22 protein-coding genes, 1 pseudogene and 2 riboswitches are annotated in these 23,854 nt (G+C 71.7%); of the genes and pseudogenes, 13 read left to right on the top strand and 10 right to left on the bottom strand.

Going from position 1 to position 23,854, the window contains the following annotated elements:
* The first annotated feature begins 18 nt into the window (after window positions 1-18).
* From Sri02f_RS09650 to Sri02f_RS09635, 4 genes are all read left to right on the top strand, one after another.
* Entirely contained in the window at window positions 19-693 is a 675-nt protein-coding gene (locus tag Sri02f_RS09650) for a helix-turn-helix domain-containing protein (RefSeq protein WP_109000677.1), read from the top strand.
* A 119-nt stretch (window positions 694-812) separates the two neighbouring features.
* On the top strand, window positions 813-1,253 hold the full coding sequence (locus tag Sri02f_RS09645; RefSeq protein ID WP_109000676.1) for a pyridoxamine 5'-phosphate oxidase family protein: 441 nt from the start codon (window positions 813-815) through the stop codon (window positions 1,251-1,253).
* A gap of 273 nt (window positions 1,254-1,526) precedes the next feature.
* Window positions 1,527-3,245, top strand: coding sequence for a sensor histidine kinase (locus tag Sri02f_RS09640; protein WP_109000675.1), 1,719 nt, complete (start codon window positions 1,527-1,529; stop codon window positions 3,243-3,245).
* A gap of 737 nt (window positions 3,246-3,982) precedes the next feature.
* Window positions 3,983-4,852: a universal stress protein gene (locus Sri02f_RS09635; protein WP_109001001.1), complete on the top strand. Its 870-nt coding sequence runs from the start codon at window positions 3,983-3,985 to the stop codon at window positions 4,850-4,852.
* Between the two features lie 204 nt (window positions 4,853-5,056).
* On the opposite strand, the gene Sri02f_RS09630 is transcribed toward Sri02f_RS09635, so the two are convergent.
* The 3 genes from Sri02f_RS09630 to Sri02f_RS09620 all read right to left on the bottom strand — a co-directional run bounded on the left by Sri02f_RS09630 (window position 5,057) and on the right by Sri02f_RS09620 (window position 8,021).
* Window positions 5,057-6,058 (bottom strand): Acg family FMN-binding oxidoreductase, encoded by a 1,002-nt coding sequence (locus tag Sri02f_RS09630; RefSeq protein WP_373865081.1) that lies wholly within the window; start codon window positions 6,056-6,058, stop codon window positions 5,057-5,059.
* Between the two features lie 198 nt (window positions 6,059-6,256).
* Window positions 6,257-6,922: a DUF4389 domain-containing protein gene (locus Sri02f_RS09625; RefSeq protein ID WP_109000999.1), complete on the bottom strand. Its 666-nt coding sequence runs from the start codon at window positions 6,920-6,922 to the stop codon at window positions 6,257-6,259.
* A gap of 73 nt (window positions 6,923-6,995) precedes the next feature.
* A complete protein-coding gene (locus tag Sri02f_RS09620; RefSeq protein ID WP_109000674.1) occupies window positions 6,996-8,021 on the bottom strand; it encodes a 6-phosphofructokinase in 1,026 nt (341 codons plus the stop codon).
* Between the two features lie 226 nt (window positions 8,022-8,247).
* Here Sri02f_RS09620 and Sri02f_RS09615 point away from each other — a divergent pair, with 226 nt between their 5' ends.
* Window positions 8,248-9,120, top strand: coding sequence for a universal stress protein (locus Sri02f_RS09615; protein ID WP_109000673.1), 873 nt, complete (start codon window positions 8,248-8,250; stop codon window positions 9,118-9,120).
* Window positions 9,121-9,463: 343 nt separating this feature from the next.
* Entirely contained in the window at window positions 9,464-9,991 is a 528-nt protein-coding gene (locus Sri02f_RS09610; RefSeq protein WP_109000672.1) for a DUF2231 domain-containing protein, read from the top strand.
* 58 nt (window positions 9,992-10,049) lie between these two features.
* Here Sri02f_RS09610 and Sri02f_RS09605 read toward each other — a convergent pair whose 3' ends face one another.
* The 7 genes from Sri02f_RS09605 to Sri02f_RS09580 form a co-directional block, all read right to left on the bottom strand.
* On the bottom strand, window positions 10,050-11,726 hold the full coding sequence (locus tag Sri02f_RS09605; protein ID WP_109000998.1) for a dipeptide ABC transporter ATP-binding protein: 1,677 nt from the start codon (window positions 11,724-11,726) through the stop codon (window positions 10,050-10,052).
* Window positions 11,723-12,646: an ABC transporter permease gene (locus tag Sri02f_RS09600; protein WP_109000671.1), complete on the bottom strand. Its 924-nt coding sequence runs from the start codon at window positions 12,644-12,646 to the stop codon at window positions 11,723-11,725. Before Sri02f_RS09600 ends, Sri02f_RS09605 begins: the two co-directional genes overlap by 4 nt.
* On the bottom strand, window positions 12,643-13,602 hold the full coding sequence (locus Sri02f_RS09595) for an ABC transporter permease (protein ID WP_109000670.1): 960 nt from the start codon (window positions 13,600-13,602) through the stop codon (window positions 12,643-12,645). The genes Sri02f_RS09600 and Sri02f_RS09595 overlap by 4 nt, the downstream gene beginning before the upstream one ends.
* 3 nt (window positions 13,603-13,605) lie before the next feature.
* Window positions 13,606-15,225: an ABC transporter substrate-binding protein gene (locus tag Sri02f_RS09590; RefSeq protein WP_109000669.1), complete on the bottom strand. Its 1,620-nt coding sequence runs from the start codon at window positions 15,223-15,225 to the stop codon at window positions 13,606-13,608.
* A 216-nt stretch (window positions 15,226-15,441) separates the two neighbouring features.
* Window positions 15,442-15,558 carry a putative leader peptide gene (locus Sri02f_RS44035; RefSeq protein WP_359440400.1) on the bottom strand — a complete coding sequence of 39 codons (117 nt, stop codon included), beginning with the start codon at window positions 15,556-15,558 and terminating at the stop codon, window positions 15,442-15,444.
* Window positions 15,559-15,593: 35 nt separating this feature from the next.
* Window positions 15,594-15,707, bottom strand: a riboswitch (SAM riboswitch).
* An 89-nt stretch (window positions 15,708-15,796) separates the two neighbouring features.
* Window positions 15,797-16,621, bottom strand: coding sequence for a DUF1684 domain-containing protein (locus tag Sri02f_RS09585; RefSeq protein ID WP_109000668.1), 825 nt, complete (start codon window positions 16,619-16,621; stop codon window positions 15,797-15,799).
* Window positions 16,622-16,691: 70 nt separating this feature from the next.
* Window positions 16,692-17,615, bottom strand: a complete 924-nt coding sequence (locus Sri02f_RS09580) for an LLM class F420-dependent oxidoreductase (protein ID WP_109000667.1) — start codon at window positions 17,613-17,615, stop codon at window positions 16,692-16,694.
* A gap of 363 nt (window positions 17,616-17,978) precedes the next feature.
* Between Sri02f_RS09580 and Sri02f_RS09575 the strand changes: the two are divergent.
* The 7 genes and pseudogenes from Sri02f_RS09575 to Sri02f_RS09550 form a co-directional block, all read left to right on the top strand.
* Window positions 17,979-18,158: pseudogene (locus tag Sri02f_RS09575) on the top strand (LLM class flavin-dependent oxidoreductase); the annotation flags it as partial.
* A gap of 81 nt (window positions 18,159-18,239) precedes the next feature.
* Window positions 18,240-18,348: riboswitch (SAM riboswitch) on the top strand.
* 327 nt (window positions 18,349-18,675) lie between these two features.
* On the top strand, window positions 18,676-19,656 hold the full coding sequence (locus Sri02f_RS09570) for an amino acid ABC transporter permease (RefSeq protein WP_109000666.1): 981 nt from the start codon (window positions 18,676-18,678) through the stop codon (window positions 19,654-19,656).
* Complete coding sequence (locus Sri02f_RS09565; RefSeq protein WP_109000665.1) at window positions 19,653-20,450, top strand: amino acid ABC transporter ATP-binding protein; 798 nt, start codon at window positions 19,653-19,655, stop codon at window positions 20,448-20,450. The genes Sri02f_RS09570 and Sri02f_RS09565 overlap by 4 nt, the downstream gene beginning before the upstream one ends.
* A 65-nt stretch (window positions 20,451-20,515) precedes the next feature.
* Window positions 20,516-21,541 (top strand): ABC transporter substrate-binding protein, encoded by a 1,026-nt coding sequence (locus tag Sri02f_RS09560; RefSeq protein ID WP_109000664.1) that lies wholly within the window; start codon window positions 20,516-20,518, stop codon window positions 21,539-21,541.
* Between the two features lie 90 nt (window positions 21,542-21,631).
* Window positions 21,632-22,390 carry a GNAT family N-acetyltransferase gene (locus tag Sri02f_RS09555; RefSeq protein WP_174855628.1) on the top strand — a complete coding sequence of 253 codons (759 nt, stop codon included), beginning with the start codon at window positions 21,632-21,634 and terminating at the stop codon, window positions 22,388-22,390.
* On the top strand, window positions 22,302-22,523 hold the full coding sequence (locus tag Sri02f_RS44030) for a putative leader peptide (RefSeq protein ID WP_359440388.1): 222 nt from the start codon (window positions 22,302-22,304) through the stop codon (window positions 22,521-22,523). Before Sri02f_RS09555 ends, Sri02f_RS44030 begins: the two co-directional genes overlap by 89 nt.
* 103 nt (window positions 22,524-22,626) lie before the next feature.
* The gene (locus Sri02f_RS09550) at window positions 22,627-23,844 is read left to right on the top strand and encodes an LLM class flavin-dependent oxidoreductase (RefSeq protein ID WP_109000662.1); all 1,218 of its coding nucleotides are present in this window, start codon (window positions 22,627-22,629) and stop codon (window positions 23,842-23,844) included.
* The last annotated feature ends 10 nt before the right edge of the window (window positions 23,845-23,854 follow it).

Below are 23,854 nucleotides of genomic sequence, written 5' to 3'. Positions count from 1 at the left end.
GAGAGGACGTGACAGGTCATGACCGAACAACACACGGCGAAGGCGCCGGAGGGAACGCCGTCGGGCGATCTGGGCCGCCGGCTCGCCACCCGCCGCACCCAGCTCGGACTGACGCGCGAGGAGACGGCCGACCGGGCGGGCATGGCGCCCGGCTACCTGAGGTACCTGGAGGAGCACTCCGACGCCTCGCCGAGCCACGGCGTGCTGCTCAGGCTGGCGGGGGCCCTGGAGACCACGCTCCCGTCGCTCACCGGTGGGAACGCCGACCGGCCGCCGGGTCCCGGACTGGCCGGGCACTCGCCCGAGTTCACCGAGCTGAGCAGGACCGAGTGCGGCGATCTGCTCTCCACGCACGGTGTCGGAAGGCTCGCGGTGCCCACCGACAAGGGCCCCGTGATCGTCCCCGTCAACTACAGCGTCGTCGACGGCACGATCGTCTTCAGGACCGCGCAGGGCGCCACGCCGTCCCTTGCGGCCGGCTGCCCCGTCGCCTTCGAGATCGACCGCATCGACGAAGCGTTCAGCCAGGGCTGGAGCGTACTCGTGCGCGGCCACGCGCGCCTGGTGACGGACCTCGGCGAGGCGCAACTGCTCGCGCGGCGTGCGTACAGCACGCCATGGGCCGGCGGCCGGCGTGACGTCTGGGTGCGCATCGAGCCGTACGCCGTCACAGGACGCCGCATCACGGTCTGAGCCGGCTGCGCGCGGGCGGACAGGCGGCCGCCGGGTCTCCGGCCGACCCCCTCACGGCTCGCACGGCTCGACGACGAAACCGGCGCATCCCATTCATCAGGTGAGAGACGAGAAGGCAGATGGACGCCAACGACGGATTCCGCGAACTCGACCGGCAGGAGTGTCTGCGCCTGCTGGTCACCGTGCCTGTGGGGCGCATCGTGTACACACGGCGCGCGCTGCCCGCCGTTCTGCCCGTCAACTTCTGCCTGGACCACGACGGCGCGGTGCTGGTGCGCACGTCGGCCTTCTCGGAACTGGTGCGCGCGGTCGACGGAGCGCTGGTCGCCTTCGAGGCCGACGACGTCGACGCCGCCACGCACTCGGGGTGGAGCGTCGTGGTCATGGGAGCGGCCGCCGTCGTGACCGACCCCGCCGAGCACACGCGGATGCTGCGGACCGGACCGCGTTCCTGGGCGCCGGCGCCGCAGGAGGTGTTCCTGCGTATCGACCCGGAGCTGCTCACCGGACGCGAACTCATCGGCGGACGTTCCCTGGACGGCGTACACCGCCCCTACTGAACGGGCCTTGCCGACCAGGGCCGTTCGGCGTCGGCACGGGCCCGATCGGCGGATGCCCAGGCCGTCATGGGTACGGGCTGGGGACAGCTCCAGCGTCGGACCGTCGCCACCGGAGGTGCAGCGGCTGTCGGTCCTCGCCCCGGGGCTGGTGGACCGGTCCGGGGGAACCTTGGACTCGGCCCGATCCGCTACCGCGTGCTCCGGGCGGAGACTAACGTGGCACATGATCGGACCGGTGGGCGTCCGAGCGTTGAGCGGACCTGGAGGGCGCGGGTGGGAAGCTCCGAGGAGGCCCGCGTACGGCTGCCTCAGCTGCGACTGGACGAGCTGCTGGAGGAGCTGCAGGCACGGCTGGACGCGGCCCGCGGCACCCGGGACCGGGTGCACAGCCTGCTGGAGGCGGTGCTGTCGGTCGGCAGGGAGCTGGATCTGGAGCAGGCCCTGCACAGCATCGTGGAGGCCGCCGCGTCGCTGGTCGACGCGGAGTACGCGGCTCTCGGCGTGATCGGTCCGGACGGCAGGCGGCTGTCGGCCTTCCACACGGTCGGCGTCAGCGACGAGCAGATAGCGCGGATCGGGCCCTATCCGGAGGGCCACGGCATCCTGGGCGAGCTGATCAGGCATCCGGAACCGCTGCGCCTGGCGAAGATCTCCGACCACTCCGCCTCGTACGGCTTCCCGGCCCACCACCCGCCGATGAACACCTTCCTCGGCGTTCCCATCCGGGTACGCGACCACGTCTTCGGCAACCTGTACCTGACCGAGAAGCGGGGCGGCGCCCAGTTCGACGAGGAGGACGTCTCGGTCACGCAGACGCTCGCCGTGGCGGCCGGGGTCGCGATCGACAACGCCCGGCTCTACGAGGAGTCCCGGCTGCGGGAGCGGTGGCTGCGGGCGAACGCGGAGATCACGCACAGCCTGATGTCCGGCAGTGACCGCACGGAGGTTCTCGGGCTGATCGCCGAGCGGGCCGGAGAGATCACCCAGTCCGCCCTGGCGGCGGTCGCACTGCCCATGGAGGACACCGGGGCGCTCGCCGTGGAGATCGCCGTCGGCATGGACGCGGAGGCCCACCGGGGACTTGTCCTGCCCATGGACAGCAGTCTGATGGGGCTGGCCTTCTCCCGCGCCTCGTCGGTTTCCACCGCCGATGTCGGCCAGGACGACCGGATCTCCATGGAGCCGCCGCGGTTCGACGGGCTGGGTCCCGCCGTGGCCGTCCCCATCGGCACGGGCTCCGCGGGTCCACGAGGGGTGGTCCTGCTGGCGCGCAAGTCCGGCCGGCCGGCGTTCTCGACGACGGAGACCGAGCCGCTGAAGGCCTTCGCCGGACAGGCCGCCCTGGCGATGGAGCTGGCGGAACGCCGTGCGGACGCCGAGGAGGTCGCGGTGCTCAAGGACCGCGACCGCATCGCCCGCGACCTGCACGACCTGGCCATCCAGCGGCTGTTCGCCACCGGCATGACCCTCCAGAGCGCCGGCCGTTTCATCGAGCACGAGGAGGCCGCCGAGCGCGTGGTGCGCGCGGTCGACGACCTCGACGAAACCATCAAGATCATCAGGTCGACGATCTTCGGCCTGCGCACCCGTGAGGGTGCGGGAGAGGCCGGGCTCCGGGCGCGTGCCGTACGGGTGGTCGGGGAAGCCGCGCCGGTCCTCAACTTCGCCCCCAGCGTCCGGATGGAGGGCCTGCTGGACACCGACGTTCCGAAGGAGATCGCCGATCACATGGTGGCGGTGCTCTCCGAGGCCCTGACCAACATCGCCCGGCATGCCCACGCGGACCGCGCCGACGTGCTGCTGGCCACCGACGGGCGGCAGGTGCGGCTGTCGGTCACGGACAACGGGACGGGCATCCCCGCCGACGGCCGCCGCAGCGGTCTGCGCAACATGGCCGAGCGCGCCGAGCAGTTGGGCGGGCGGCTGGAACTGGGCAGTCCGCAGGGCGGCGGCACCACGCTGACCTGGTGCGTGCCGGCGCGGAAGCCGTAACCGCCGAGGCGCCCGGCGCCCGCGCCCGAGAGGTCACGCGGGCCTGCCCGCACGAAGGGCGAACCCTCGCCCGACCGACCGGGCGGGAAGGACGCCACCCGCCCCTCGCGGATCCTGATCGCGCGGTGCGCGGCCTGCGCCGGCCGCCTTCCGCGCCGCCCGGGTCGTCTGCCGGCCGGGACCGCATGACGCGGTCGTCCCCGACTCCCCTCGGGCTCGCGGGCGGCGGCAGGCGTGCCCGGCCCACCGAGCCGGACGGCGGCGCCTTCACCGGGGCCGATCGGCTCCCGGCGGGGACCTCCGGCCCCTCCTGCGGCCCGCGCGACGCCCGGAGACTGAGGGCGCACCCCAGGGCGGCGGGCCGACCATCACGGTCCCGGTCCCGCGGGAGGGGGCGGATACCGGGACCCTCCGGGTGCGGCGCGGCCGAGACAGGGCGCGCCGTGTCGCACCAGGTGTGCGCGGCCGACGGATCGCCGGCCGCGCACACCGCGGCTATGCCGAGCAGCCCGGCCGGAGGCGGTTGGCTCCGGTGCATGGGGCCGAAGCTCCCCGGGGCCCGGTATCCGGCCCGGTTCCACATGCGGTGGGGAGGGGATGGAGTGATTCTCGAAGGAGAGAAGCTGCGTGTTCGGCACGTCGGCGGCTTCCGGTCGGGTTCGCCGCCGGGCTCGTACACCCTCGTCCACCGTCGTATGCCGTTTCTGCCGCTTCGCAACGAGACGGAGGCCGCCGCCATGCAACCGGTCGTCACTGTGGGCCTGGACGGCTCACCCGAAAGTCTCGCAGCCGCCCGGTGGGCCGCCGACGAGGCCGACAAGCGCAGGCTCACGCTGCGTCTGCTGCATGCGTGGCCCCTGCTGTCGCCGGAGCCCGCGCACGCTTCATCCGAGGTCGACCAGAACTACTGGGCGAAGCGCCTCGTGCACACGGCGCGCGCCGAGGCGCAGGCCCGCCACCCGGGCCTGACCGTCGTCGGGAGCCTCGTGGCCAAGGATCCGCACGAGGCCCTGCTCCAGGCGGCGTCGGAGTCGGAGATGACCGTGCTCGGCTCCCACGGGATGGGGTCCGTCGAGAGTTACTTCATGGGCGAGGTCAGCATGCCGGTGGTGGCACACGCGGACTGCCCGGTGGTGCTCGTGCGCGCCGCGGCACGGGACCGGGGAGCGGATCCCGCGCCCGCCGGCCGTGTGGTCGTGGCCGTCAAGCTGAACGGCTCCTGTGACGGTCTGCTCGATTTCGCGTTCCACTCCGCGGCGGCCAGGGACGTTCCCCTGCTCGTCGCACACGGCCGAAGCGTGCCGCTCCACGCGCGGGTGCCCTGGGGCGTGGACCACCAGGTGACCGAGGAGATGACGCGGGACGCGCAGCACGAGCTGAGCATGCTGCTCCGTCCCTGGCGTGAGAAGTACCCGCAGGTGGACGTGGTCGAGAGCATCCGTCTCGTGAGCCCCGCCAAGGCCGGCGTCCAGGCCTCCGCGGGCGCCGCACTGCTGGTCGTGGGCCGGCGTGCGCCCCGGCACGGTGGGGCGGCCCACCTCGGACCGGTCGCCCACGCCGCCATCCACCACGGGCGCTGCCCCGTCGCCGTCGTCCCTCATGACTGAGGCCGGGGACGAGGAGCGACGGCCGCCGTCCACGACGACGCTTCTCTGACCGGTCGCGAGAGACGCCGCTCCGCCTCCGGGCCCGGGGCGGGACGCGTCGTACCGTCGTCGGGGCGGTCTGCGGCAGGCCGACCGCTCCGTGGCGGTGATCCCCGAACAGCGGGAACCCCGGTGACCCGAGGTGGCCCGGCCTCATCCGGGGGCTCAGACGATCTCCAGTACCTCGTCCACGGGGCGGCGCGGTGTGCCGGGGCCCGCGAGGCCGTATCCGAGCCGGAGCACCATCTGGACGAAGCCCATCGCCGACCGTGGGTCGCGCACGGTCCATCGGAGTTCCGGCCATTCGAGCGCCTGGGAGGTGAGGGACGTGGCCAGCCCGTCGAGGGTGGCCTGGAGCAGGACGCGTTCCATGGCCTGGCCTGCCAGGAGCCAGTCCCTGGGCGTGTCCCTCACGGTGCCGAGCAGGGCGAGCTGAGGAGCGTTCTCGAACGCGGCGGCCGCACGGCCCGGGATGACGCTCCTGCCTGCGAAGTCACGCACGGGCGCCGCGCCGTAGAGCTTGCGAGGCCCGAAAGCGTACTCCGGCACACCGTCGTTCGCCGCGTCCGGGGTCTGCGGCCCCGTCCGGGTCCAGCGCCTCAGCTCGTCGGCCGCCGCGGGATCCGTGGCATCGCGTCCCTCGGCGTCGCGCACCAGGCTCAGCAGCATGTGCACATGCCATACGTCGGGGAAGAGCAGCCGGGCCCCCTCCAGAAGCGCGGCGGCGCTCAGGGCGTCCCTGATGGCCTGAGGCATCGCCTCGTCGGTGAACGGCTGGCGGCTGGTGTGGCGGCGGCGGATCGCCGGATACAGCGGGCCGAGATCCTCCTCGACGCCGTTTCCCGTGAGCGCCGGGCCGGTCGGTCGCACCACCGCGAGCAGGCATGGCTCCGCCGGGTCGGGCAGCAACGCGGTGGCCGCCGCCCAGCCTGCGTGGGCGAGGGCGACACGCAGGTTGAACAGGGCCGCGGCGCAGCCCAGGTGAAGACCGCGGGTGGTGGGGTCGGCCTGCGGCATGGCGCGTTCGAGATCCGCGTACACCTGGATCACGCCGTCTTCGCGCAGGAACCGGAATCTCCACGGCTGCGCGTTGTGCATCGACGGAGCCGTGGCGGCGTCCTCGACGAACGCTGTCACGGTCGTCGTCCCGAGTGCGCTCACGGACACCGGAACTGCCTCCCTTCAAGGCCACCGGCCATCACGGAAGGGCGATTCCCGTCTCCTCCACTATTCCACGGCGGCCCCGGCCGCGTGCGGCGGCTGCGGCCGTACCGGAGGCACGGCCGGGAACCGACACCGGGGCCGGTCGGCCGACGCGTGAACGGCTCCGTCGGCGGGTGCGTCGGGGCGTGAGTCGGGCGTGGGTCATGACGGCGGCCGAGGGGCGTCGGGCTCGGCGCCTCCCATGTCGAGCCGGAACGGCGGATAGACGTCCGTCATCAGGGTGGCGTAGGCGGCGACGCGGAGCACCCAGCGGTTCAAGCCTGTGACCAGGTCGAACAGGTCCCGGGGATACTTTCCCGTGAAGGCCAGGACGACGGCGGCGATCAAGGCCAGCACATCGACCAGTCCGCCCGTCCACCAGCCGAGGTGCCGGCCACCGACGAAGAAGCCGATGACGATGTAGTGCGGGACGGCCAGCAGCCACCACTTCACCAGGACCAGGCCCCGCGAGAGACGCTCGGGGTACGCGATGTCCAGGCGTGCGGGGTAGTCCGGTTCCGGGCCCAGCCGGAAGGGTGGGTAGCGGTCGGTGGCCAGGGCGCCGTACGAGTAGTACGCGACGCGCCAACTCCAGCGCAGGACGCCCAGGTTGAAGTCGAAGAGGGGGCGTGGGTAGCGCTCGGTGAACAGGATGGCGAAGAAGGCGATCACGGTGACCACGGCGAAGGCGATCCAGAGGAAGAACAGCACCACGCAGTGCGGAATGATCAGGATCCACTTCACCAGCCACAGCCAGCGGGAGAGCGGTGCGTCGAGCCGGGCGGTGACCCGGACCGGACTGTCGGGCATGGCGACCGCATGGCTCATGGCGATCAACTCCGCTTCATGCTCAGGGGGCCAGTGCTTCCGTCTCCCATGTCGCGTGCGTTCCCCCTTCCGGTCAGCCGAAGAACACCTCGAACTCGTCGTACAGCGAAGGATCGACGCGTTTGGCCTGCGCCGTGGCGTCGGCGAGCGGGACGCGGACGATTCGGGTGCCCTGCAAGGCGACCATGACGCCGAAGTCACCGTCCTTGACCGCGTCGATGGCGTGCAGCCCGAAGCGCGTGGCCAGCCAGCGGTCGAAGGCGCTGGGCGTGCCGCCCCGCTGAACGTGCCCCAGCACCGTGGTGCGGGCGTCCTTGCCCGTGCGCTCCGAGATCTCCCGGGCCAGCCACTCGCCCACGCCGGACAGCCGCACGTGGTCGAACTCGTCCCGCGACTGGTCCTTGAGGACCATCTGCCCCTCTTTCGGGACGGCCCCCTCGGCGACCACGACGATCGGCGCATAGTTGATCTTGAACCTGCTCTTCACCTGCTCACACACCTGATCGATGTCGAAGGGCCGCTCCGGGATGAGGATCACGTTGCCTCCGCCCGCGACGCCGGCGTGCAGGGCGATCCACCCGGAGTGCCGCCCCATGACCTCCACCACCAGGGCGCGCATGTGCGACTCGGCGGTGGTGTGGAGCCGGTCGATGGCCTCGGTCGCGATGCCGACCGCGGTGTCGAAGCCGAAGGTGAAGTCGGTGCCGGAGACGTCGTTGTCGATGGTCTTGGGCACGCCGACCAGGGGGACTCCGTGGCGGCTCAGCTCGGTGGCCACGCCGAGGGTGTCCTCGCCGCCGATCACGACGAGCGCATCGACGTCGTGCGCGGCAAGGGTGTCCCGCATGCGCCGCAGTCCGTCCTCGTGGGCGAACGGGTTGGTGCGGGAGGAGCCGAGAATGGTTCCGCCACGGGGGAGGATCCCTCGCACCCTGGCGATGTCCAACGGCCGGACGACATCGTGGAGCAGGCCGAACCAGCCGTCCCGCAACCCGACGAAGTCGAAGCCGTATGCGTCGACGCCTTTGCGGACGACACTGCGGATCACGGCGTTCAGGCCGGGGCAGTCGCCGCCGCCGGTCAGCACTCCGACCCTCATGGGCTCTCTCCCATCCGCTGGACGGCCGGCGCGGTCGCGGCCTTCGCGGCGACCAGGACCGACCGCCTGCCCGGAACCTCGATCGCCTGCCTCCAGCCTCCCCCCGTTCGGCCCGCAGTGGCCACTCGGCGCTCGCCGCGCGGTGAAGGCGTTGCGTGGCGGTACTCGTCGGCCGGGGCGACGCTGGAGAGGGAGTGCAGCGGCGCGGAGATCTCCTGGAGGTGTCATGGCTGGTGCGGACGGGCGCGGGCCGGTCGTGGTGGGCGTCGACCCCGATCCCTCGAAGCGGCTCGCGCTCGCCTGGGCGGCCGACGAAGCCGGGCGGCGGGGCGCACCGCTGCGACTGGTGCACGCCCAGGGCGTGCCGACCCGCGGCTACCGGTCGCGTGAGGTGCGGCCGTCCTGGGAGGAGTGGAACCAGGCGCTGCACGGGCTGGGTGACCAGATCCTGACGGAGGCGGTCGCCTTCGTCGAGTCCCGGCGACCGGAGGTGGAGCTGTCGACGCTGCTGGCGGAAGGGGAGCCGGCGTGGGTCCTGCGCGAGGAGGCGCGCGAGGCCTCCCTGGTCGTGGTGGGCTCCTGGCACCTCAGCCGACGGCGGGAGATGCTCACGTCCGCCGCCGTGGCCCTGCCCCTCGTGGCCCACTCTCCCTGCCCGGTGGCGGTCGTTCCGGAGCCCGAGCACGTCACCCAGGAGCCCGCGTACTTCGTGGTCGGCGTCGACGGCAGCCCGCACTCGGCGGCCGCGGTGGATCTGGCGTTCCAGGAGGCGGCCCTGCGGGGCGTGGTTCTGCGCGCCCTGTACGTGTGGCAGCCGCCGCGCCTCGGTGTCGTGGACGAGGACGCGGCGGTGCAGGAGGCACGCCGTGTGCTGTCCGAGACGGTCGCGGGCCGTACCGCGACGTACCCGGACGTGGAGCTGCACCACGAGGTTCTCCTCGGACACCCGGTGCACGTCCTCACGGAAGCCTCGGAACACGCGCTCGGACTGGTCGTGGGAACCCGGGGGCACGGAGGGTTCACGGGCATGCTCCTGGGCTCGGTGAGCCAGGGAGCACTCCACCACGCACGCTGCCCCGTCATCACGGTTCCCGTGTGAGCGGGCGAACGGACCGCCGGCGCTGCCCCGGACGGCCCCGGTTCCGGCGGCGGAGACCGTGGACCGGGCGGTCCGCCGGGACCGCTTCGGACGGGCGACCGCAGCGAGCCTGAAGCTCCGCACGCGCTGTGCGGGGGGCGCCGGGCCGGGCGGGACGGGGTGCGAGCCAGGCCGTGAGCGGGAGCGTGCCGGAGGGGCCCCGGCCGCGTGCCGTGCGGAGGGGCTGCTGGGGTTCAGAGGAAGCTGAGAGCTTCCTGTGCCAGGCTGACGCGCCGTACCGGCCGCCACGGGGAGACCGTGCGCGCGCCGACTCCGCACGGTCGCCTTCTGGAGGAAACACCCGATGAGCCTCACGGTCGTCAACGGTCTGCCCGCACATGTCCTGATCGTGCACTTCGTCATCGTGCTCGTGCCCTTGAGCGCACTGGCCGTCGTGGTCTGCGCGATATGGCCGAGCGCGGCGCGGCGCATGGGCGTGGTGCTGCCACTGCTGGCACTGGTGACGCTCGCCGGCGTGCCCCTGGCCACACAGGCCGGCGAGTGGCTGGAGGAGCACGTGGACAGCAACGCCCTGGTACGCAGGCATGCCGAACTCGGCGACGGGCTGCTCCCCTGGGCCGCGGGCCTGCTGGTGCTGGCGACGGTGATCTGGTGGACGGCCCGCAGGTCGGCCGCGGCGGACGTCGAGTCGGGGGAACCGAGCCGCCCGGCCGCGACGCGGTCCGCGACGGCCGTCCGTGTCGTGACAGCGGTGCTCTGTATCGGGGTGGCCGCGGGCGCGGTGGTGGATGTGTACCGGATCGGGGACTCCGGGGCCAAGGCCGCCTGGCAGGACGGCTTCTCCAAGACCGCCCGGGGCGACAACGGCTGACGCGGTGACGCGGGCTGATGACATGCGGCACCGCGACGTGCTCCTGCGGCCGTGGTCCTCAGCCCGTGGTGGTGTCGGCGGCGGGGATGGGGACGCGGCCGCCGGGGATGGCCGCGAGGAGCTGTCGGGTGTACTCGTGGCGGGGGCGGGTGAACAGTTCCTCCGGCGGGCCCGTCTCGACGACGCGGCCGGCCCTCATGACGGCGACCTGGTGCGCGATCTGACGTACGACGGCCAGGTCGTGCGAGATGAACAGGTACGCCACGCCCGTGTCGGCCTGCAACTCGGCCAGCAGGTCCAGGACTTGGGACTGCACGGACACGTCGAGCGCGGAGACCGGCTCGTCGCAGACCACCAGGTCGGGGGAGAGGGCGAGGGCACGGGCGATCGCCACGCGCTGCCGCTGCCCGCCGGACAGTTCCGCCGGGCGGCGCTCCAGCGTCGCGGCCGGAAGGGCCACCCGGTCGAGCAGATCACGGGCCCGGGCGAGCCGGGAGGCGCGGTCGCCGACCTTGAAGGCGCGCAGCGGCTCGGTGATCACCTCGCCGATGGGGAATCGGGGGTCGAGCGAGGCGTAGGGGTTCTGGTAGACGAGCTGGGCGCGGCGGCGCAGCTGCCTGGCACGGGCGCCCTTGGCGGTGGTGACGTCGGCGCCGTCGAAGAGGATCTGTCCGGCGGTCGCGTCGGCGAGCCGGAGCACCAGGCGGGCGGTGGTCGACTTGCCCGAGCCCGACTCTCCGACCAGGGCGAGGGTCTCGCCTCGGTGAAGGGTGAAGCTGACGTCGTCGACGGCGCGCAGGGTGCGGGCCCCGTTCCCGGCGCGGGGCAGCCTGAACTCCTTGACCAGGTTGCGCACTTCGGCCAGGGGCGCCGTGTCCGCCTTCGGTGCGGGGACGGCCGTGCGGGAAGGGGCGGTGGTCAGGCTCGGGGCGCCGGCCAGCAGGCGCCGGGTGTACTCGTGCTGGGGGTTCGCGAGGATGTCATGGGTGGGGCCCGCCTCGACGACCTTGCCCTGGAACATCACGACCAGCCGCTGGGCCCGGTCGGCGGCGACCCCGAGATCGTGGGTGACGAGCAGGACCGCGGTGCCCGACTCCTCGGTGAGACGCTGGAGATGGTCGAGGATGACCCGCTGCACGGTCACGTCGAGCGCGCTGGTGGGCTCGTCGGCGATGATCAGCTCCGGCTGGGCGGCGATGGCGATGGCGATCAGGGCGCGCTGCCGCATGCCGCCGGACAGTTCGTGCGGGTACTGCCAGGCCCGGACGCCCGCGTCGGGCAGCCCGGCCCGGTCCAGGACGGCGATCGCCTCTGCGGGGGCCGAGCGACGGGTTGCGAGACCGTGGATGCGCAGCACTTCGGCGACCTGGTCGCCGATGCGCTTGACCGGGTTGAGGGAGACCGCCGGATCCTGGGGGACCAGGCCGATGCGTGCCCCGCGTACGGTGCGCAGTTCCGCCTCCGACAGGGTTGCCAGGTCATGCCGGCCGAAGCGGACGGTGCCCGCGTCGATGCTGCCGTTCGCCGACAGGAGCCGGGTGATCGCGTGCGCGGTCGTGCTCTTGCCGGAGCCGGACTCGCCGACCACCGCCGTCACCTGTCCCGGCCACACGTCGAGGTCCACGCCCCGGACGGCCTCGACCGTGCCGCCCCGGGTGCGGTACGACACCGACAGGCCGCGTATCTCCAGCAGGGGTGTGCTCACGTCCTCACCGTTCTCCCGTTCGTCGGTCATCGCTGTCGGGACCATTCGCCGTCCATTGCGCGGGCGATGCGGTTGGCGGCCAGTACGGTCGCCGCGATCGCCAGACCGGGCAGTGCGGTCAGCCACCAGGCGTTGGCGAGGTAGTTGCGACCGTCGGAGATCAACGTCCCCCACTCGGGGGCCGGCGGGGGCGCCCCGTAGCCGAGGAAGCTCAGCGCCGACACGGCCAGGATGGAGGAGCCGAAGTCGAGGGTGGCCAGCACGATCACCGGGCCCGCCGCATGGGGCAGCACATGCCGGCCCAGCACCGAGTACCAGCGCGCTCCGCCGGCGCGTGAGGCCTCGACGAAGACGGCCTGCCGGACCCGCAGCACCTCCGCGCGCGCCACCCGCGCGAACCCGGCCACACCGGCGATGCCGACCGCGACCGCCACCTTCACCGTGCCGTAGCCCAGCGCGGTGACCAGGGCCAGGGACATGAACAGCGCGGGGATGGACAACAGCACGTCGACGAAGCGCATCAGCACGTCGTCCGCCCAGCGGCCCACGAACCCGGCGACCACCCCCAGCAGCCCGCCGACCACGAAGGCGACCAGCACGGCGATCAGGGTTGCCTTCAGGGACAGTTGGGCGCCGTGGGCGACCCGGGAGAACACATCGCGGCCCAGCTCGTCGGTGCCGAACCAGTGACTGCCGCTCGGGCCGCGGAAGTTCTGCGACGGCACGCCCTTCAGCGGATCCTGCGAGGTGAACAGGCCGGGCACGAACGAGGCCAGCACCACCAGCACGAGGACGACCACCGACAGCAGCAGCCCCGGGCGGCGCACCACGAACCGCAGCAGCCGCCCTACCTCCACGCGGTGCCCCGGGTCAGGCTCCGGCCCCGCCGCGACCGGGCGGGCCGGTCCCGGTGCCGCTTCGGCGGGGTCGTCGACAAGGCTCTGGCTCATGCGAGGGCCGCCTTCCTGTCCGAGGTCACCACGATCCGGGGATCGAGGAGTGGATAGACCAGGTCGATGACCAGGTTCGTCGTCACGAAGATCAGCGCCCCGAACACCACCACCCCCTGGACCAGCGGGATGTCCTGGGCCGTGACCGCCGCCGCGGTGACGCGGCCGAGGCCGTCGCGGGAGAACACCGTCTCGACGACGACCGAACCGGCGATCAGCTGCCCCACCAGCAGGCCGACGACCGTCAGCGCCGGCAGGGACGCGTTGCGCAGCGCGTGCCGCAGATGGACCCGCCACCGGCCGGCGCCCTTGGCCCGGGCGGTCTCCACATACGCCTGGCCCAGTGCGGTGAGCAGGCTCTTGGCCAGCACCTGCGCGATCTGTGCGCCGGTCGGCACCGCCAGAGTCAGCGCCGGCAGTACCAGCCCGGTGAATCCGTCGTTGCCGAACGCGGGCAGCCAATGCAGCCGGAAGGAGAACGTCTCGACGAGCAGCAGCCCCACCCAGAACGTCGGGACGGACACCCCCAGCGGCGGCAGCGACAGCAGCAGCTGCCGCAGCCAGCGCCGAGAGGTATAGGTGGCCGGCACCGCCAGACCGCCGCCGAGGACCACGGCGAGCAGCAGTGCCGCGCCGGTCAGCTGCAGTGTCTGCGGCAGCGCGCCGGCCAGCGTCGAGGTGACAGGACGCCCGGTGGACACCGAGTCGCCGAAGTCCCCGCGCACCGCCCGGCCGAGGTGCTCGGCGTACTGCACCGGCGCCGGCTTGTCGAAGCCGTACTCCTGCCGCAGCGCGGCCAGCCGGGCCGGGTCGACGTCCCCCGAGTCCATCCCGGCACTGGCCATCGCGGTGACCGGGTCACCGGGCAGCCAGTTCAGTACCAGGAACGACACCGTGTACGCCGCCCACAGCACCCCGACCGCCTGCGCCAGTCGCTTGATCACATAGCGGCGCATGCGCTAGCCGATCCAGGTGTCGTGCAACTGGATGCGGCTGCCCGAGTCGAAGTCGAGGCTGTGCACCTTCTTCGACACGGCCAGCTGGGTCTGGAGTTCCACCACCGGCACGTTGTACGCGTTCTGCACGATCAGCTTCTGCGCCTCCTCCACCAGCTGCTCGCGCTTGGCGGTGTCCGTGGTCGCGGCCTGGCCGGACAGCGCCGTGTCCAGGGAAGTGGCGGGCAGGCGATAGAAGTTGGCCAGCCGGGTGGAGAAGGAGGTACGCAGGATGTCCGGGTCGGAGCGGGTCACGTTGCCCCACACCAGGTCGAAGTCACCGCCCTGGAGCGTGGTGGCGAACTGACTGACCTGACCCTGCTTGAGCACCACGTCGATCCCGACGGCCTTCAGCTGCTGCTGGACCAGCTCCAGTGCAGGCTGGTTGGTGGCGGCGTTGGGGAACCAGCTGATGGTCAGGCTCAGCTTCTTGCCGTCCTTGGCGCGTATGCCGTCACTGCCGGCTTTCCAACCGGCCGCTTCCAGCAGGGACTTCGCCTTGGCTGCGTCGAAAGCGAGGTCCGAGGAGAGGTCGGTGTAGTCGGGCGTGGTGTGCGCCAGGACGCTGGTGGCCGGCTGGGTGCCGGTCGGAAACACGGTGTCGGCGATCTGCTTGCGGTCGACGGCCGCCAGGATCGCCTGACGCACCTTCACGTCCTTCAGCAGCGGACGCGAGTTGTTGACGCCGAGCCCGAAGACCACACCGGGGTTGGCCCGGCACAGCAGGGTGACCTGACCGCCCTCGAGCGCCGCCTCGTTGGCCCTGCCCACGCTGCTGATCGCGTCGACCTGGCCGGACTGGAGACTTCCGGCCCGTACGCCCGCCTCCGGGACGACCCGGAACACCAGCCTGTCCAGGTACGCCTCGCCCTTCTTGCTCCACCGCGAGGAACCCCACGCGTATCCCGTGCGCTTGGCCAGGGTGATCGACTGGTTCTGCACGTACTGCTTCGACACGAAGGGCCCGGATCCGATCACCCCGTCGCTGCACCTCTGCTGCGGGGTCCTCTTCACGCTCGCCGACGCCTCGATCCCCAGTGAGTGGGTCGAAGTGGCCTGAAGGAACTGGGCGTTGGGCTGGCCGAAGGTCACCTTGACGGTGAGCGGGTCCACCACCGTGGTGCTCTTGACGCCGCTCAGATAGCCCTCGGCGAGCGTCCCCAGGGCGCCGAGCTTGGGCACCGCGTCGAAGTTGTCCTTGACCACCTGCGCGGTCAGCTTCGAGCCGTCGCTGAAGGTGACGCCCGGTCTCAGATGGAACGTGAACGTCGTGGCGTCGGAACTCACGTCCCAGCTCTTCGCCAGCCAGGGCACGATCCTGCCGGTCCTGGGGTCCTGGTCCGTCAGTGAGTCCACGATCTGGCGCACCGCGTAGACGGTCTCGTTGCTGGCGACCTGCTGCGGATCCACGCAGCCGGCGTCCGAACCCACCGCGAAGGTCAGGGTGCTGCCGGACCTGGGCTGCCCGGCGCCGCTGCCGGAATCGCCGCCGCCGGAGCCGCATGCGGTCAGCAGAACACTGGTGGTCACCAGGGCGGTCAGTGCCGCCCGCCGGGAGGTTCTGACATCGGAAAGTGCGGTCACCGAGGGCTTCTCCTACTCGTGTCACCAGGCACGGGTGTGGTGCAAGGCACGGCCGCGCGTGGGCGTGCGTCCCCGGCCGGCGCGACGCCGGTGCCGGGGGCGCTGTGCAGACGGGGATCAGAGGGAAAAAGGGGGGATCGAAGTCAGACGGAGATCAGGCGCAGGCGGGCGCGGCGACGACCGGCGCCCTACTGCGACCAGCGGCGGGAAGGCCCGTCAGGCCTGACAGAGACAGCTGGTCGAGCGCTTGAGGTCGATGTGGCGCCGACGCGAGAGCCGGGAGAACACGGTGGCGCCGGCGAAGCCTGCGCCGAGGTCACCACCGTGCCGCATATCGGTCCTCCGTCTGTCCGGCCCCGGTCACGAGGCCCACGCGCTTGCGGAGATCGTCGGTGATCCCGCCGGGCTTTCACCTGGAGCACCCCACCGCGCGGGAGGGTTGCCGGTCAGCGAGCCAGGGCTTGACGCTGACACTCAATGCCGTTGGTGATCGTACGGAGCGGTCTCGTCGTACGTCAACGGCGCCAAAGGGACGCCTTGTCGGGGGAGTCGGGGTGAGCGTGCGGCCGGCTCAGGAGCCGCCGCGCTCGAGGGGGATCCTCTGGCCGGCCTCGATCGCCACCGGCAGCCGGTTCTCGGCCGGGGGCAGCGGGCAGGTGGCCAGGTCCGTGTAGGCGCACGGCAGGTTCGTGGCGCGGTTGAAGTCCAGGACGACCGTGCCGTCGGCGGCGGGCGGATCGAGGGCCAGGGACCGGTTGGCGGCGTAGGTGGTGACCCCGGAGGTCGCGTCGGTGAACAGCACCATCAGCGCGCCCGCGCCGTGGCCGGGGAAGGTGGTCAGCGACAGCCGACGCCCGTCCAGTTCGAACTCGACCCTGCCCGGAGCGTCGTACACATGCTCAAGGCCCTCGACCGCGGCGCCCACGGTGGTCGGTCGCGGTGTGCCGAAGGGGATGTAGCGGCCCGTCACAGCCCACCGCGGGTCGGGGGCGTAGGCGGGCGTCCCGGTGAAGGCCGTGCGCAGCGGCGCGTCCGGGTGCCGCGGGCGCACGATGTCGTGCCCGCCGCGCCTGGCGACCTCGATGACGGCGTCTCCCCAGAGGGCGTCGACGCCCCCGCGCTCGGGAAGCACGCCGAAGCGGTGCTCGCCGTGCACCGGCGTCCCGTCGACCACCAGTTCCTCGCCCTCGTCGAGGTCTACGACGACGCCTTCGGGGCCGGTGCGCCACGCGCCGGGCGCGTCCGGGAAGCGCTGGGGCCGGTCGTCGAGCCAGTGCAGGCCGGTGATCGCCAGGAACCCGTGCGGGGCGGCGAGCCGGGCCTCCTGGGCGCGGTACCACTCCAGCCAGGTCTCGGCGAAGGCGTGGACGTCCGTGGTGGTGGCCTCGGTGGTCATGGGGAGTCTCCTTGGTGCCGGGGGTGCCTTCGGGGCGGGTCGCAGGGGGTTGTCGAGCCGACGGGTGGAATCAGCCGGCCAGTTCGCCGAGGAGTCGCCAGGTGCGTCGGCGGTCGGCTTCTCCCGCGATCTCGGTGCCCGAGAACACGATCTCGGTGGCGCCGGCGTCGCGGTAGCGGCGTACCTCGGCCTCGACGGTCTTCTCGTCGCCGATCACCGCCAGGTCGGCGGCCCGCCGGCCGCCGGACAGTTCGATGACCCGCGCGTAGGACGGGATCTGTTCGTAGAACGCGAGGTTCTCGGTGGCCTTGGCCCGCACCGTGTCGACGTCGTCGGTGACCACGCCGGGCACCAGGGCCACGATCCTGGGCGCGGGGCGGTCGGCGGCCTCGGCCGCGGCGGTCAGGGCCGGAACGATGTGGTCCGCCAGAGCGCGCGGTCCCGCCAGATAGGGCAGGATTCCGTCGGCGAGCTCGCCGCTGGCCCGCAGAGCCTGCGGCCCCATGGCGGCGACGAGCAGGGGGACGCCGTTCTCGGCGCCCGGTACCCGCGCCGGGACGGGTGTGGTGGCGGTGAGCAGCTCACCGTGGAAGTCGGCGGTGCCGGTCTCGGTCAGCTGCCGCAGGGCGGTGAGGAATTCGCGCAGCCGGGCGACGGGTCGTTCGAAAGGCAGGCCGAAGCCCGTCTCCGTCAGCAGTTTCGTGCCCAGAGCCAGACCGAGGTGAAAGCGGCCGTGGGTCGCGGCCTGGGCGGTCTGGGCCTGGCTGGAGACGAGCAGCGGGTGCCGGCCGAAGACGGGGATCGCGGAGGTGCCGACCTGCAGTCCCGGCACTTCTCGCCCGACGATCGCCGCGAGCTGGGGTGAGTCCGCGCCGAAGGTCTGCCCGAACCAGGCCGACGTGACACCGGACTCCGCGGCCTCCTGGGCCAGTTGGACGGTGGCGTCGACCTGGTTCGGCGCGCCGGACGCGTTGAGCGCTACTCCAACAGTCATGTCACTCAGAACGGGGGTCGGCCGAAACCGCATTCCGGTCTGCGTGTGACAGCTTCTTGTCAGTCATGTGTACAAGGGCGGGCGAGTACGGTCGCCCGCAGCGCCCACGCCGGTCCCGTGTCCGCAATTCAAGACCTGTCCGGAAGCATATTGACCACCGTGGTGGACCTCTGCTGAACTCCCGAGCCATGAACCCGCGCGTGGAGTTCACTCGGCGGCGCCACATCGATCTGGCGCACGTCTCCAGCGCGTTTTGTTGTCGCTGACCCTCAACGCGCTGATCACCCAGAAGGTCGACGTCAAGTCGGTCACCGACAACCTTCTCCCGGCCGGCTACGACAGCTCCAAGCTCAAGGTGACGTCGTGAGCGCGAGACGGCGGCCCCATCTCAACGCCTTCCTCAGGGAAGCGGGGCACCACGAGGCGGCGTGGCGGCTCCCGCACAGCAACCCCCGGGCTGACTTCGACCTGCGGCACTGGATCGAGCTGGCGCAGCTGGCCGAGAGCGCCACGTTCGACTCGCTGTTCCTCGCGGACGGCCCGGCCCACGCCGCCGCCGGACGTTCCGCCTGGTGGACGGGCGTTGACAATGTTCGGGCCGTTGTTTTAACTACTGCTCAGAACGGTCATGAGCGTCAGCGACAAGCCCTGGCTTGCTGACCGGCAACCCTCCCACCGCGGTGGGGTGCCCCAGGTGACGACCCGACCGATGAAGTCTCGGTAAGCGCGAGGCCCCCAGGGCCGGAAACAGTGACGGTGACGCCATGTACGCAGCTCCCAGGACGGCCGCACGCCGCTCCCAGGGCCGCGTACCGTCGTACGCGAACCTGTTCGTCGCCGATCGTGCCGTCGATCTGCTCCGCGTGAACAGCGCACTGTGTACCGCACCGGGCCGCGCCCGCTGCCGCGGCTGACACCTCCCCGCAGCCCCCGCACTTCCTGACGAGCACCGCCCCCGCGGTGTGCCGTCGCCCTCCTCCGCCCCCCGGTACCCCGCCGCCGTGTGCGCCGCCGCATGCCGCCGTGCCTCCGGGGTGTTCCCACCCAGCCGGAGCCCACCATGAGTGAACCCCCTGGCGCCACCGTCGTCCTCGCCGAAGCGCCGCCCACCGACGAACCGTCAAGACCGCGTACGGCCCAGCGAGTTCTGCCGCTGCGGCGGCCAGGCCGCTGGATCGTCACCGCGGTCGTGCTGGTCCTGGTCGCCCAGTTCGCGCACGGACTGGTCACCAACCCCTTCTACCAGTGGGACCGCTGGAGCTACTGGTTCCTGCGCCCCACCATCCTCGACGGCCTGCTGATCACCGTCGAAGTCACCGCCTACAGCGCGGTGCTGGGCCTTGTCGGCGGCATCGTGCTCGCACTGGGCCGGCTCTCGAAGAGCCCGGTGCTGCGCGCGGCCAGCTGGACCTACGTCTGGGCGCTGCGCTCCATCCCGCTCATCGTCGTGCTGATCTTCCTCTACAACTTCAGCGCCCTGTACAAGACGTTGAGCGTCGGCATCCCCTTCGGCCCGGCTTTCTTCTCCTTCGACGAGTCGAGACTCGCCGGCGACATGGTCGTCGCGGTCATCGGCCTCAGCCTCAACGAGGCCGCCTACGCGGCCGAGGTCGTACGCGGCGGCATCCTCTCCGTCGACCAGGGGCAGCACGAGGCGGCTGCGGCGCTCGGCCTGCCGAAGGGCTACCAGTTCCGCAGGATCGTCTTCCCGCAGGCGCTGCGCTCGATCATCCCGAACTACGTCAACCAGCTCATCGGCCTGATCAAGGGCACCTCGCTGGTCTTCTACGTCTCCCTGCTCGACCTGTTCGGCTCCGCGCAGACGATGGGTTCCACCTACCCCGGCGACATCGTGCCGCTGCTGCTGGTCGTCACCGTCTGGTACCTGATCCTGACCAGCGTCGTCTCCGTCGTCCAGTTCTACGTCGAGCGGCACTACGCCCGCGGGGCCACCCGTAGCCTGCCGCCGACGCCGCTGCAGAAGCTCCGCACCGGTCTTTACGACCTGCGGGCCCGTATCCGCCGGGAGGCCGCCGTATGACCGCCGACACGCTCGAAGCCCTGGCGGACGTCGAGGCGGCCACCGTCGAGGTGCACGACGTGCACAAGTGGTACGGCGCCCACCGGGTGCTGGACGGCGTCGACCTGACCGTCCGCCCCGGCGAGGTCACCGTCGTCCTGGGCCCCTCCGGCTCCGGCAAGTCCACCCTGCTGCGGGTCATCAACCACCTGGAGAAGCCCGAGATCGGCTACGTCAGCATCAACGGCGAGCTGATCGGCGTGAAGCGGCAGGGCGACCGGTTGAAGGAGCTGAGCGAGCGGGCCATCCTGACCCAGCGCGGCAGGATCGGCTTCGTCTTCCAGAACTTCAATCTCTTCCCGCACCTGACGGTCCTGGACAACGTGGCCGCCGCGCCGGTCGCCACCGGCAGGCTCGGCAAGCCCGAGGCCCGGCAGCTCGCCCGCGAGCTGCTCGACCGGGTCGGGCTCGCAGGGAAGACCGGCGCCTACCCGCGGCAGCTGTCCGGCGGCCAGCAGCAGCGCGTCGCCATCGCCCGCGCCCTCGCCCTGCGCCCGGGCGTGATCCTCTTCGACGAGCCCACCTCCGCCCTGGACCCCGAGCTCGTCGGCGAAGTCCTCGCCGTCATCGAGGACTTGGCGACCAGCGGCACCACCCTCGTCATCGTCACCCACGAGATCGGCTTCGCCCGGGAGATCGCCGACCGGGTCGTCTTCATCGACGGCGGGAAGATCGTCGAGCAGGGCCCGCCCTCCGAGGTCCTCGACAGGCCGCGGCACGAGCGGACCCGGGACTTCCTCAGCAAGGTCCTCTGACCCTCCGCACCCCCAGACCTCCCCCCTCACGCCACCCTCATCACCTTCAGCGACAAGGAACGGCCATGCCCACCCACTTCACCCGACGCAGCCTGATACGCGGCATCACCGTGGCGACCGCCGTCGCCTCCCTGGCCACGGGGCTCGCCGCCTGCGGTGGCACCAGCGACGCGGCCACCACCACCGACAGCGCCAAGTCCGGCGAGGTCGTCATCGGTCAGGTCTCCAACGGCGCCGCCACCCGGACCACCGTCAAGGTCTCCGAGGTCAAGTCCATCAGCGCCGAACTGCCCGCCGCCGTCAAAAAGCGCGGCAAGCTGGAGATCGGCATCGGTGCCCTGCCCGCCGGGTTCCCGCCGCTGGCGTACGTCGGCGACGACCAGAAGACCCTCACCGGTTCCGAGCCCGACCTCGGCCGCCTGATCGCCGCGGTGTTCGGGCTCAAGGCCGAGGTCAAGAACTCCACCTGGGAGAACCTCTTCGTCGGCGTCGACAGCGGCAAGGTCGACGTGGCCTTCTCCAACGTCACCGACACCGAGGAGCGCAAGAAGAAGTACGAGTTCGCCTCCTACCGGCAGGACAACCTGGCCTTCATCGTGCCGAAGAAGAGCACCTGGAACTTCGACGGCACCTACGAGAACCTCGCCGGCAAGACGATCGCCGTCGGCTCCGGCACCAACCAGGAGAAGATCCTCCTGGAGTGGAAGGCGAGGCTGGCCAAGGAGGGCAAGAAGCTCACCGTCAAGTACTTCCAGGACAGCCCCAGCACCTACCTCGCCCTGAACAGCGGCAAGATCGACGCCTCCTTCGGTCCCAACCCCGGCTTCGCCTACCACAACCGTCAGGTGGCCGGCACGCCCAACGCCACCCGCACCGCGGGCACCTACTCCGGCGCGGGCGCGAGCCTGCAGGGCCTGATCGCGGCAACGGCGAAGAAGGACAGCGGACTCGCCGAGCCGCTGGCCGCCGCGATCAACTACCTGATCAAGAACGGTCAGTACGCCGAGTGGCTCAAGGCGTACAACCTCTCCGACGAGGCCGTCGCCAAGTCCGAGGTCAACCCGCCGGGCCTGCCGCTCGACAACTCCTGACCACCGCGTGCCGGGGACTCCACCGCCACCCCCGCGATGGAGACCCCGCGCGCCGGCCACCCCGAGCCGCACCCCGGAGACCGCCACACCATGTCCGTCACCACCCTCGACGCCAGCCCCTCGCACATCCTCGACAACCCCGCCTGGGCCGCGCTCACCGGCCCCCACGCCCTCCCCCATAGCCTTAAGGGCATGGGCGGTACCCCCATCGCCGAACGAATCGGCCACGCCGCCCGCTATCACCAGGACGTGGCTCCCTTCCACGCCGTCTCCGACGAGGACGCCCCGCGCGCCTGGGCCGACCTTGCCGCGCTCGTCGGCCCCGGCGGCACCGCCTCGGTGCGGGGCGTCACCGAGGCGGCGCAGGGCTGGGAGGTCGTCGGCACCGGACACGGCGTCCAGCTCGTGGACACCGGCCTGCGCGCGGAGCCCGACCCCGAGGCCGTACGGCTCGGCCCTCACGACGTGCCCGAGATCCTCGACCTGGTCGCCCGCACCGAACCCGGCCCCTATCTGCCCCGCACCGTCGAGATGGGCGCCTACCTCGGCATCCGCCACGACGGCCGCCTTGTCGCCCTGGCCGGTGAACGCCTCCATCCGCCCGGCTGGACGGAGATCAGCGCCGTGTGCACAGACCCGGCGTACCGCGGCCGGGGTCTGGCCACCCGCTTGGTCCGGGCCGTCGCGGCCGGCATCAAGGAGCGCGGCGAGCGGCCCTTCCTGCACGCCAGAGCCGACAACGCGAACGCGATCCGGCTGTATGAGCCGATCGGCTTCACCCTGCGCCGTCGTACGGCCTTCTCACTCGTACGGCGGACCGAAGCCGCCGTACTGGAAGAAACGGCATAGCCGTGCCGTTGTCCTTGTCGAAGGCGATGACTCGGAGGTGGGCCGCGTGACACGTGCACCGCGTGCCGTGCGCCTCCACAGCCGGCCCCACATCGACCTCCAGCGCGTGGCCGGCGCTCTCTGTCGTTCCTGACCCCCAGTCTTCGGCCGGGCCCCATCTCCCTGCGGTCGCCCACCACCGTTCGCCCCGCTCCGCGGGCCGGTGATCTTGTACGGACCTCCAGGAAGGCACCCTCGTGTCCTCAACTCCCTCTTCCCACCTGCACCTTGCCGTCGCCCTTGACGGCACCGGCTGGCACCCCGCCTCCTGGCGTGAGCCGGTCGCGCGCCCCCGGGACCTGTTCACCGCCGGCTACTGGGCCGACCTGGTCGCCGAGGCCGAGCGCGGCCTGCTCGACTTCGTCACCTTCGAGGACGGCCTCGGCCTGCAGTCCTCCCGCTACGGCGAGCTGGACGGCCGTACCGACCAGGTCCGCGGCCGCCTGGACGCCGTGCTGATCGCATCCCGCATCGCACCGCTCACCCGGCACATCGGACTGGTGCCGACCGTGATCGCCACCCACACGGAGCCGTTCCACATCTCCAAGGCGATCGCCACCCTCGACTACGTCAGCACCGGCCGGGCCGGCCTGCGCGTGCAGATCAGCGCCCGCCCGCACGAGGCCGACCACTTCGGCCGCCGTGCCTTCCCGCCGATCGACCTGGCGGAACTCCAGAGCCCGGCCGGACAGGAGCGGCTCACCGGCCACTTCGACGAGGCCGCCGACTACGTCGAGGTCGTCCGTCGCCTCTGGGACAGCTGGGAGGACGACGCCGAGATCCGCGACGTCGCCACCGGCCGCTTCGTAGACCGTGACAAGCTCCACTACATCGACTTCGAGGGCACGCACTTCAGCGTCAAGGGCCCCTCCATCACCCCGCGCCCACCGCAGGGCCAGCCCCTCGTCACCTCCCTCGCCCACCAGGCCGTCCCGTACCGGCTGGTCGCCCGCCAGGCCGATGTCGGCTATGTCACCCCGCACGACACCGACCACGCCCGGGCGATTGTCGCCGAGATCCGGGCCGAGCAGGAGGCTGCCGGACGCGCCGGTGAACTCGTGCACATCTTCGGTGACTTGGTGGTCTTCCTGGACGACGAGCAGGCCGCCGCCGAGGACCGGCGCACCCGCCTCGACGCCCTGGCGGGGGAGCCGTACACCAGCGACGCGCGCGTCTTCGCCGGCACACCCGCCCAACTCGCCGACCTCCTTCAGGCGTTGGCGGCAGAGGGGCTGAGTGGGTTCCGGTTGCGGCCCGCCGTCGCCGGCCACGACCTCCCGGCCATCACCCGTGGGCTGGTCCCCGAACTCCAGCGCCGGGGCGTCTTCCGCACCGCGTACGAGGCCGACACCCTGCGCGGTCTGCTGGGCCTGACCCGCCCCGCCAGCCGCTACGCCGCAGCCACCACCGCCTGAAGCCGGAAGG

The organism is Streptomyces rishiriensis (assembly GCF_003112535.1).
Taxonomy (GTDB): Bacteria; Actinomycetota; Actinomycetes; order Streptomycetales; family Streptomycetaceae; genus Streptomyces; species Streptomyces rishiriensis.
Note: the sequence above shows the minus strand (reverse complement) of the source record. Positions and strands in the feature narration are given on the sequence as shown.

What these genes read in the sequence shown, in the direction of transcription:
- Sri02f_RS09570 (WP_109000666.1), top strand. Translation starts at nt 18,676, where the DNA reads ATGAGTGAACCCCCTGGCGCCACCGTCGTCCTCGCCGAAGCGCCGCCC.
- Sri02f_RS09650 (WP_109000677.1), top strand. Translation starts at nt 19, where the DNA reads ATGACCGAACAACACACGGCGAAGGCGCCGGAGGGAACGCCGTCGGGC.
- Sri02f_RS44035 (WP_359440400.1), bottom strand. Translation starts at nt 15,558, where the DNA reads ATGCGGCACGGTGGTGACCTCGGCGCAGGCTTCGCCGGCGCCACCGTG.
- Sri02f_RS09560 (WP_109000664.1), top strand. Translation starts at nt 20,516, where the DNA reads ATGCCCACCCACTTCACCCGACGCAGCCTGATACGCGGCATCACCGTG.
- Sri02f_RS09620 (WP_109000674.1), bottom strand. Translation starts at nt 8,021, where the DNA reads ATGAGGGTCGGAGTGCTGACCGGCGGCGGCGACTGCCCCGGCCTGAAC.
- Sri02f_RS09565 (WP_109000665.1), top strand. Translation starts at nt 19,653, where the DNA reads ATGACCGCCGACACGCTCGAAGCCCTGGCGGACGTCGAGGCGGCCACC.
- Sri02f_RS09585 (WP_109000668.1), bottom strand. Translation starts at nt 16,621, where the DNA reads ATGACCACCGAGGCCACCACCACGGACGTCCACGCCTTCGCCGAGACC.
- Sri02f_RS09580 (WP_109000667.1), bottom strand. Translation starts at nt 17,615, where the DNA reads ATGACTGTTGGAGTAGCGCTCAACGCGTCCGGCGCGCCGAACCAGGTC.
- Sri02f_RS09645 (WP_109000676.1), top strand. Translation starts at nt 813, where the DNA reads ATGGACGCCAACGACGGATTCCGCGAACTCGACCGGCAGGAGTGTCTG.
- Sri02f_RS09610 (WP_109000672.1), top strand. Translation starts at nt 9,464, where the DNA reads ATGAGCCTCACGGTCGTCAACGGTCTGCCCGCACATGTCCTGATCGTG.
- Sri02f_RS09600 (WP_109000671.1), bottom strand. Translation starts at nt 12,646, where the DNA reads ATGAGCCAGAGCCTTGTCGACGACCCCGCCGAAGCGGCACCGGGACCG.
- Sri02f_RS09595 (WP_109000670.1), bottom strand. Translation starts at nt 13,602, where the DNA reads ATGCGCCGCTATGTGATCAAGCGACTGGCGCAGGCGGTCGGGGTGCTG.
- Sri02f_RS09555 (WP_174855628.1), top strand. Translation starts at nt 21,632, where the DNA reads ATGTCCGTCACCACCCTCGACGCCAGCCCCTCGCACATCCTCGACAAC.
- Sri02f_RS09625 (WP_109000999.1), bottom strand. Translation starts at nt 6,922, where the DNA reads ATGAGCCATGCGGTCGCCATGCCCGACAGTCCGGTCCGGGTCACCGCC.
- Sri02f_RS09615 (WP_109000673.1), top strand. Translation starts at nt 8,248, where the DNA reads ATGGCTGGTGCGGACGGGCGCGGGCCGGTCGTGGTGGGCGTCGACCCC.
- Sri02f_RS09605 (WP_109000998.1), bottom strand. Translation starts at nt 11,726, where the DNA reads ATGACCGACGAACGGGAGAACGGTGAGGACGTGAGCACACCCCTGCTG.
- Sri02f_RS09635 (WP_109001001.1), top strand. Translation starts at nt 3,983, where the DNA reads ATGCAACCGGTCGTCACTGTGGGCCTGGACGGCTCACCCGAAAGTCTC.
- Sri02f_RS44030 (WP_359440388.1), top strand. Translation starts at nt 22,302, where the DNA reads ATGAGCCGATCGGCTTCACCCTGCGCCGTCGTACGGCCTTCTCACTCG.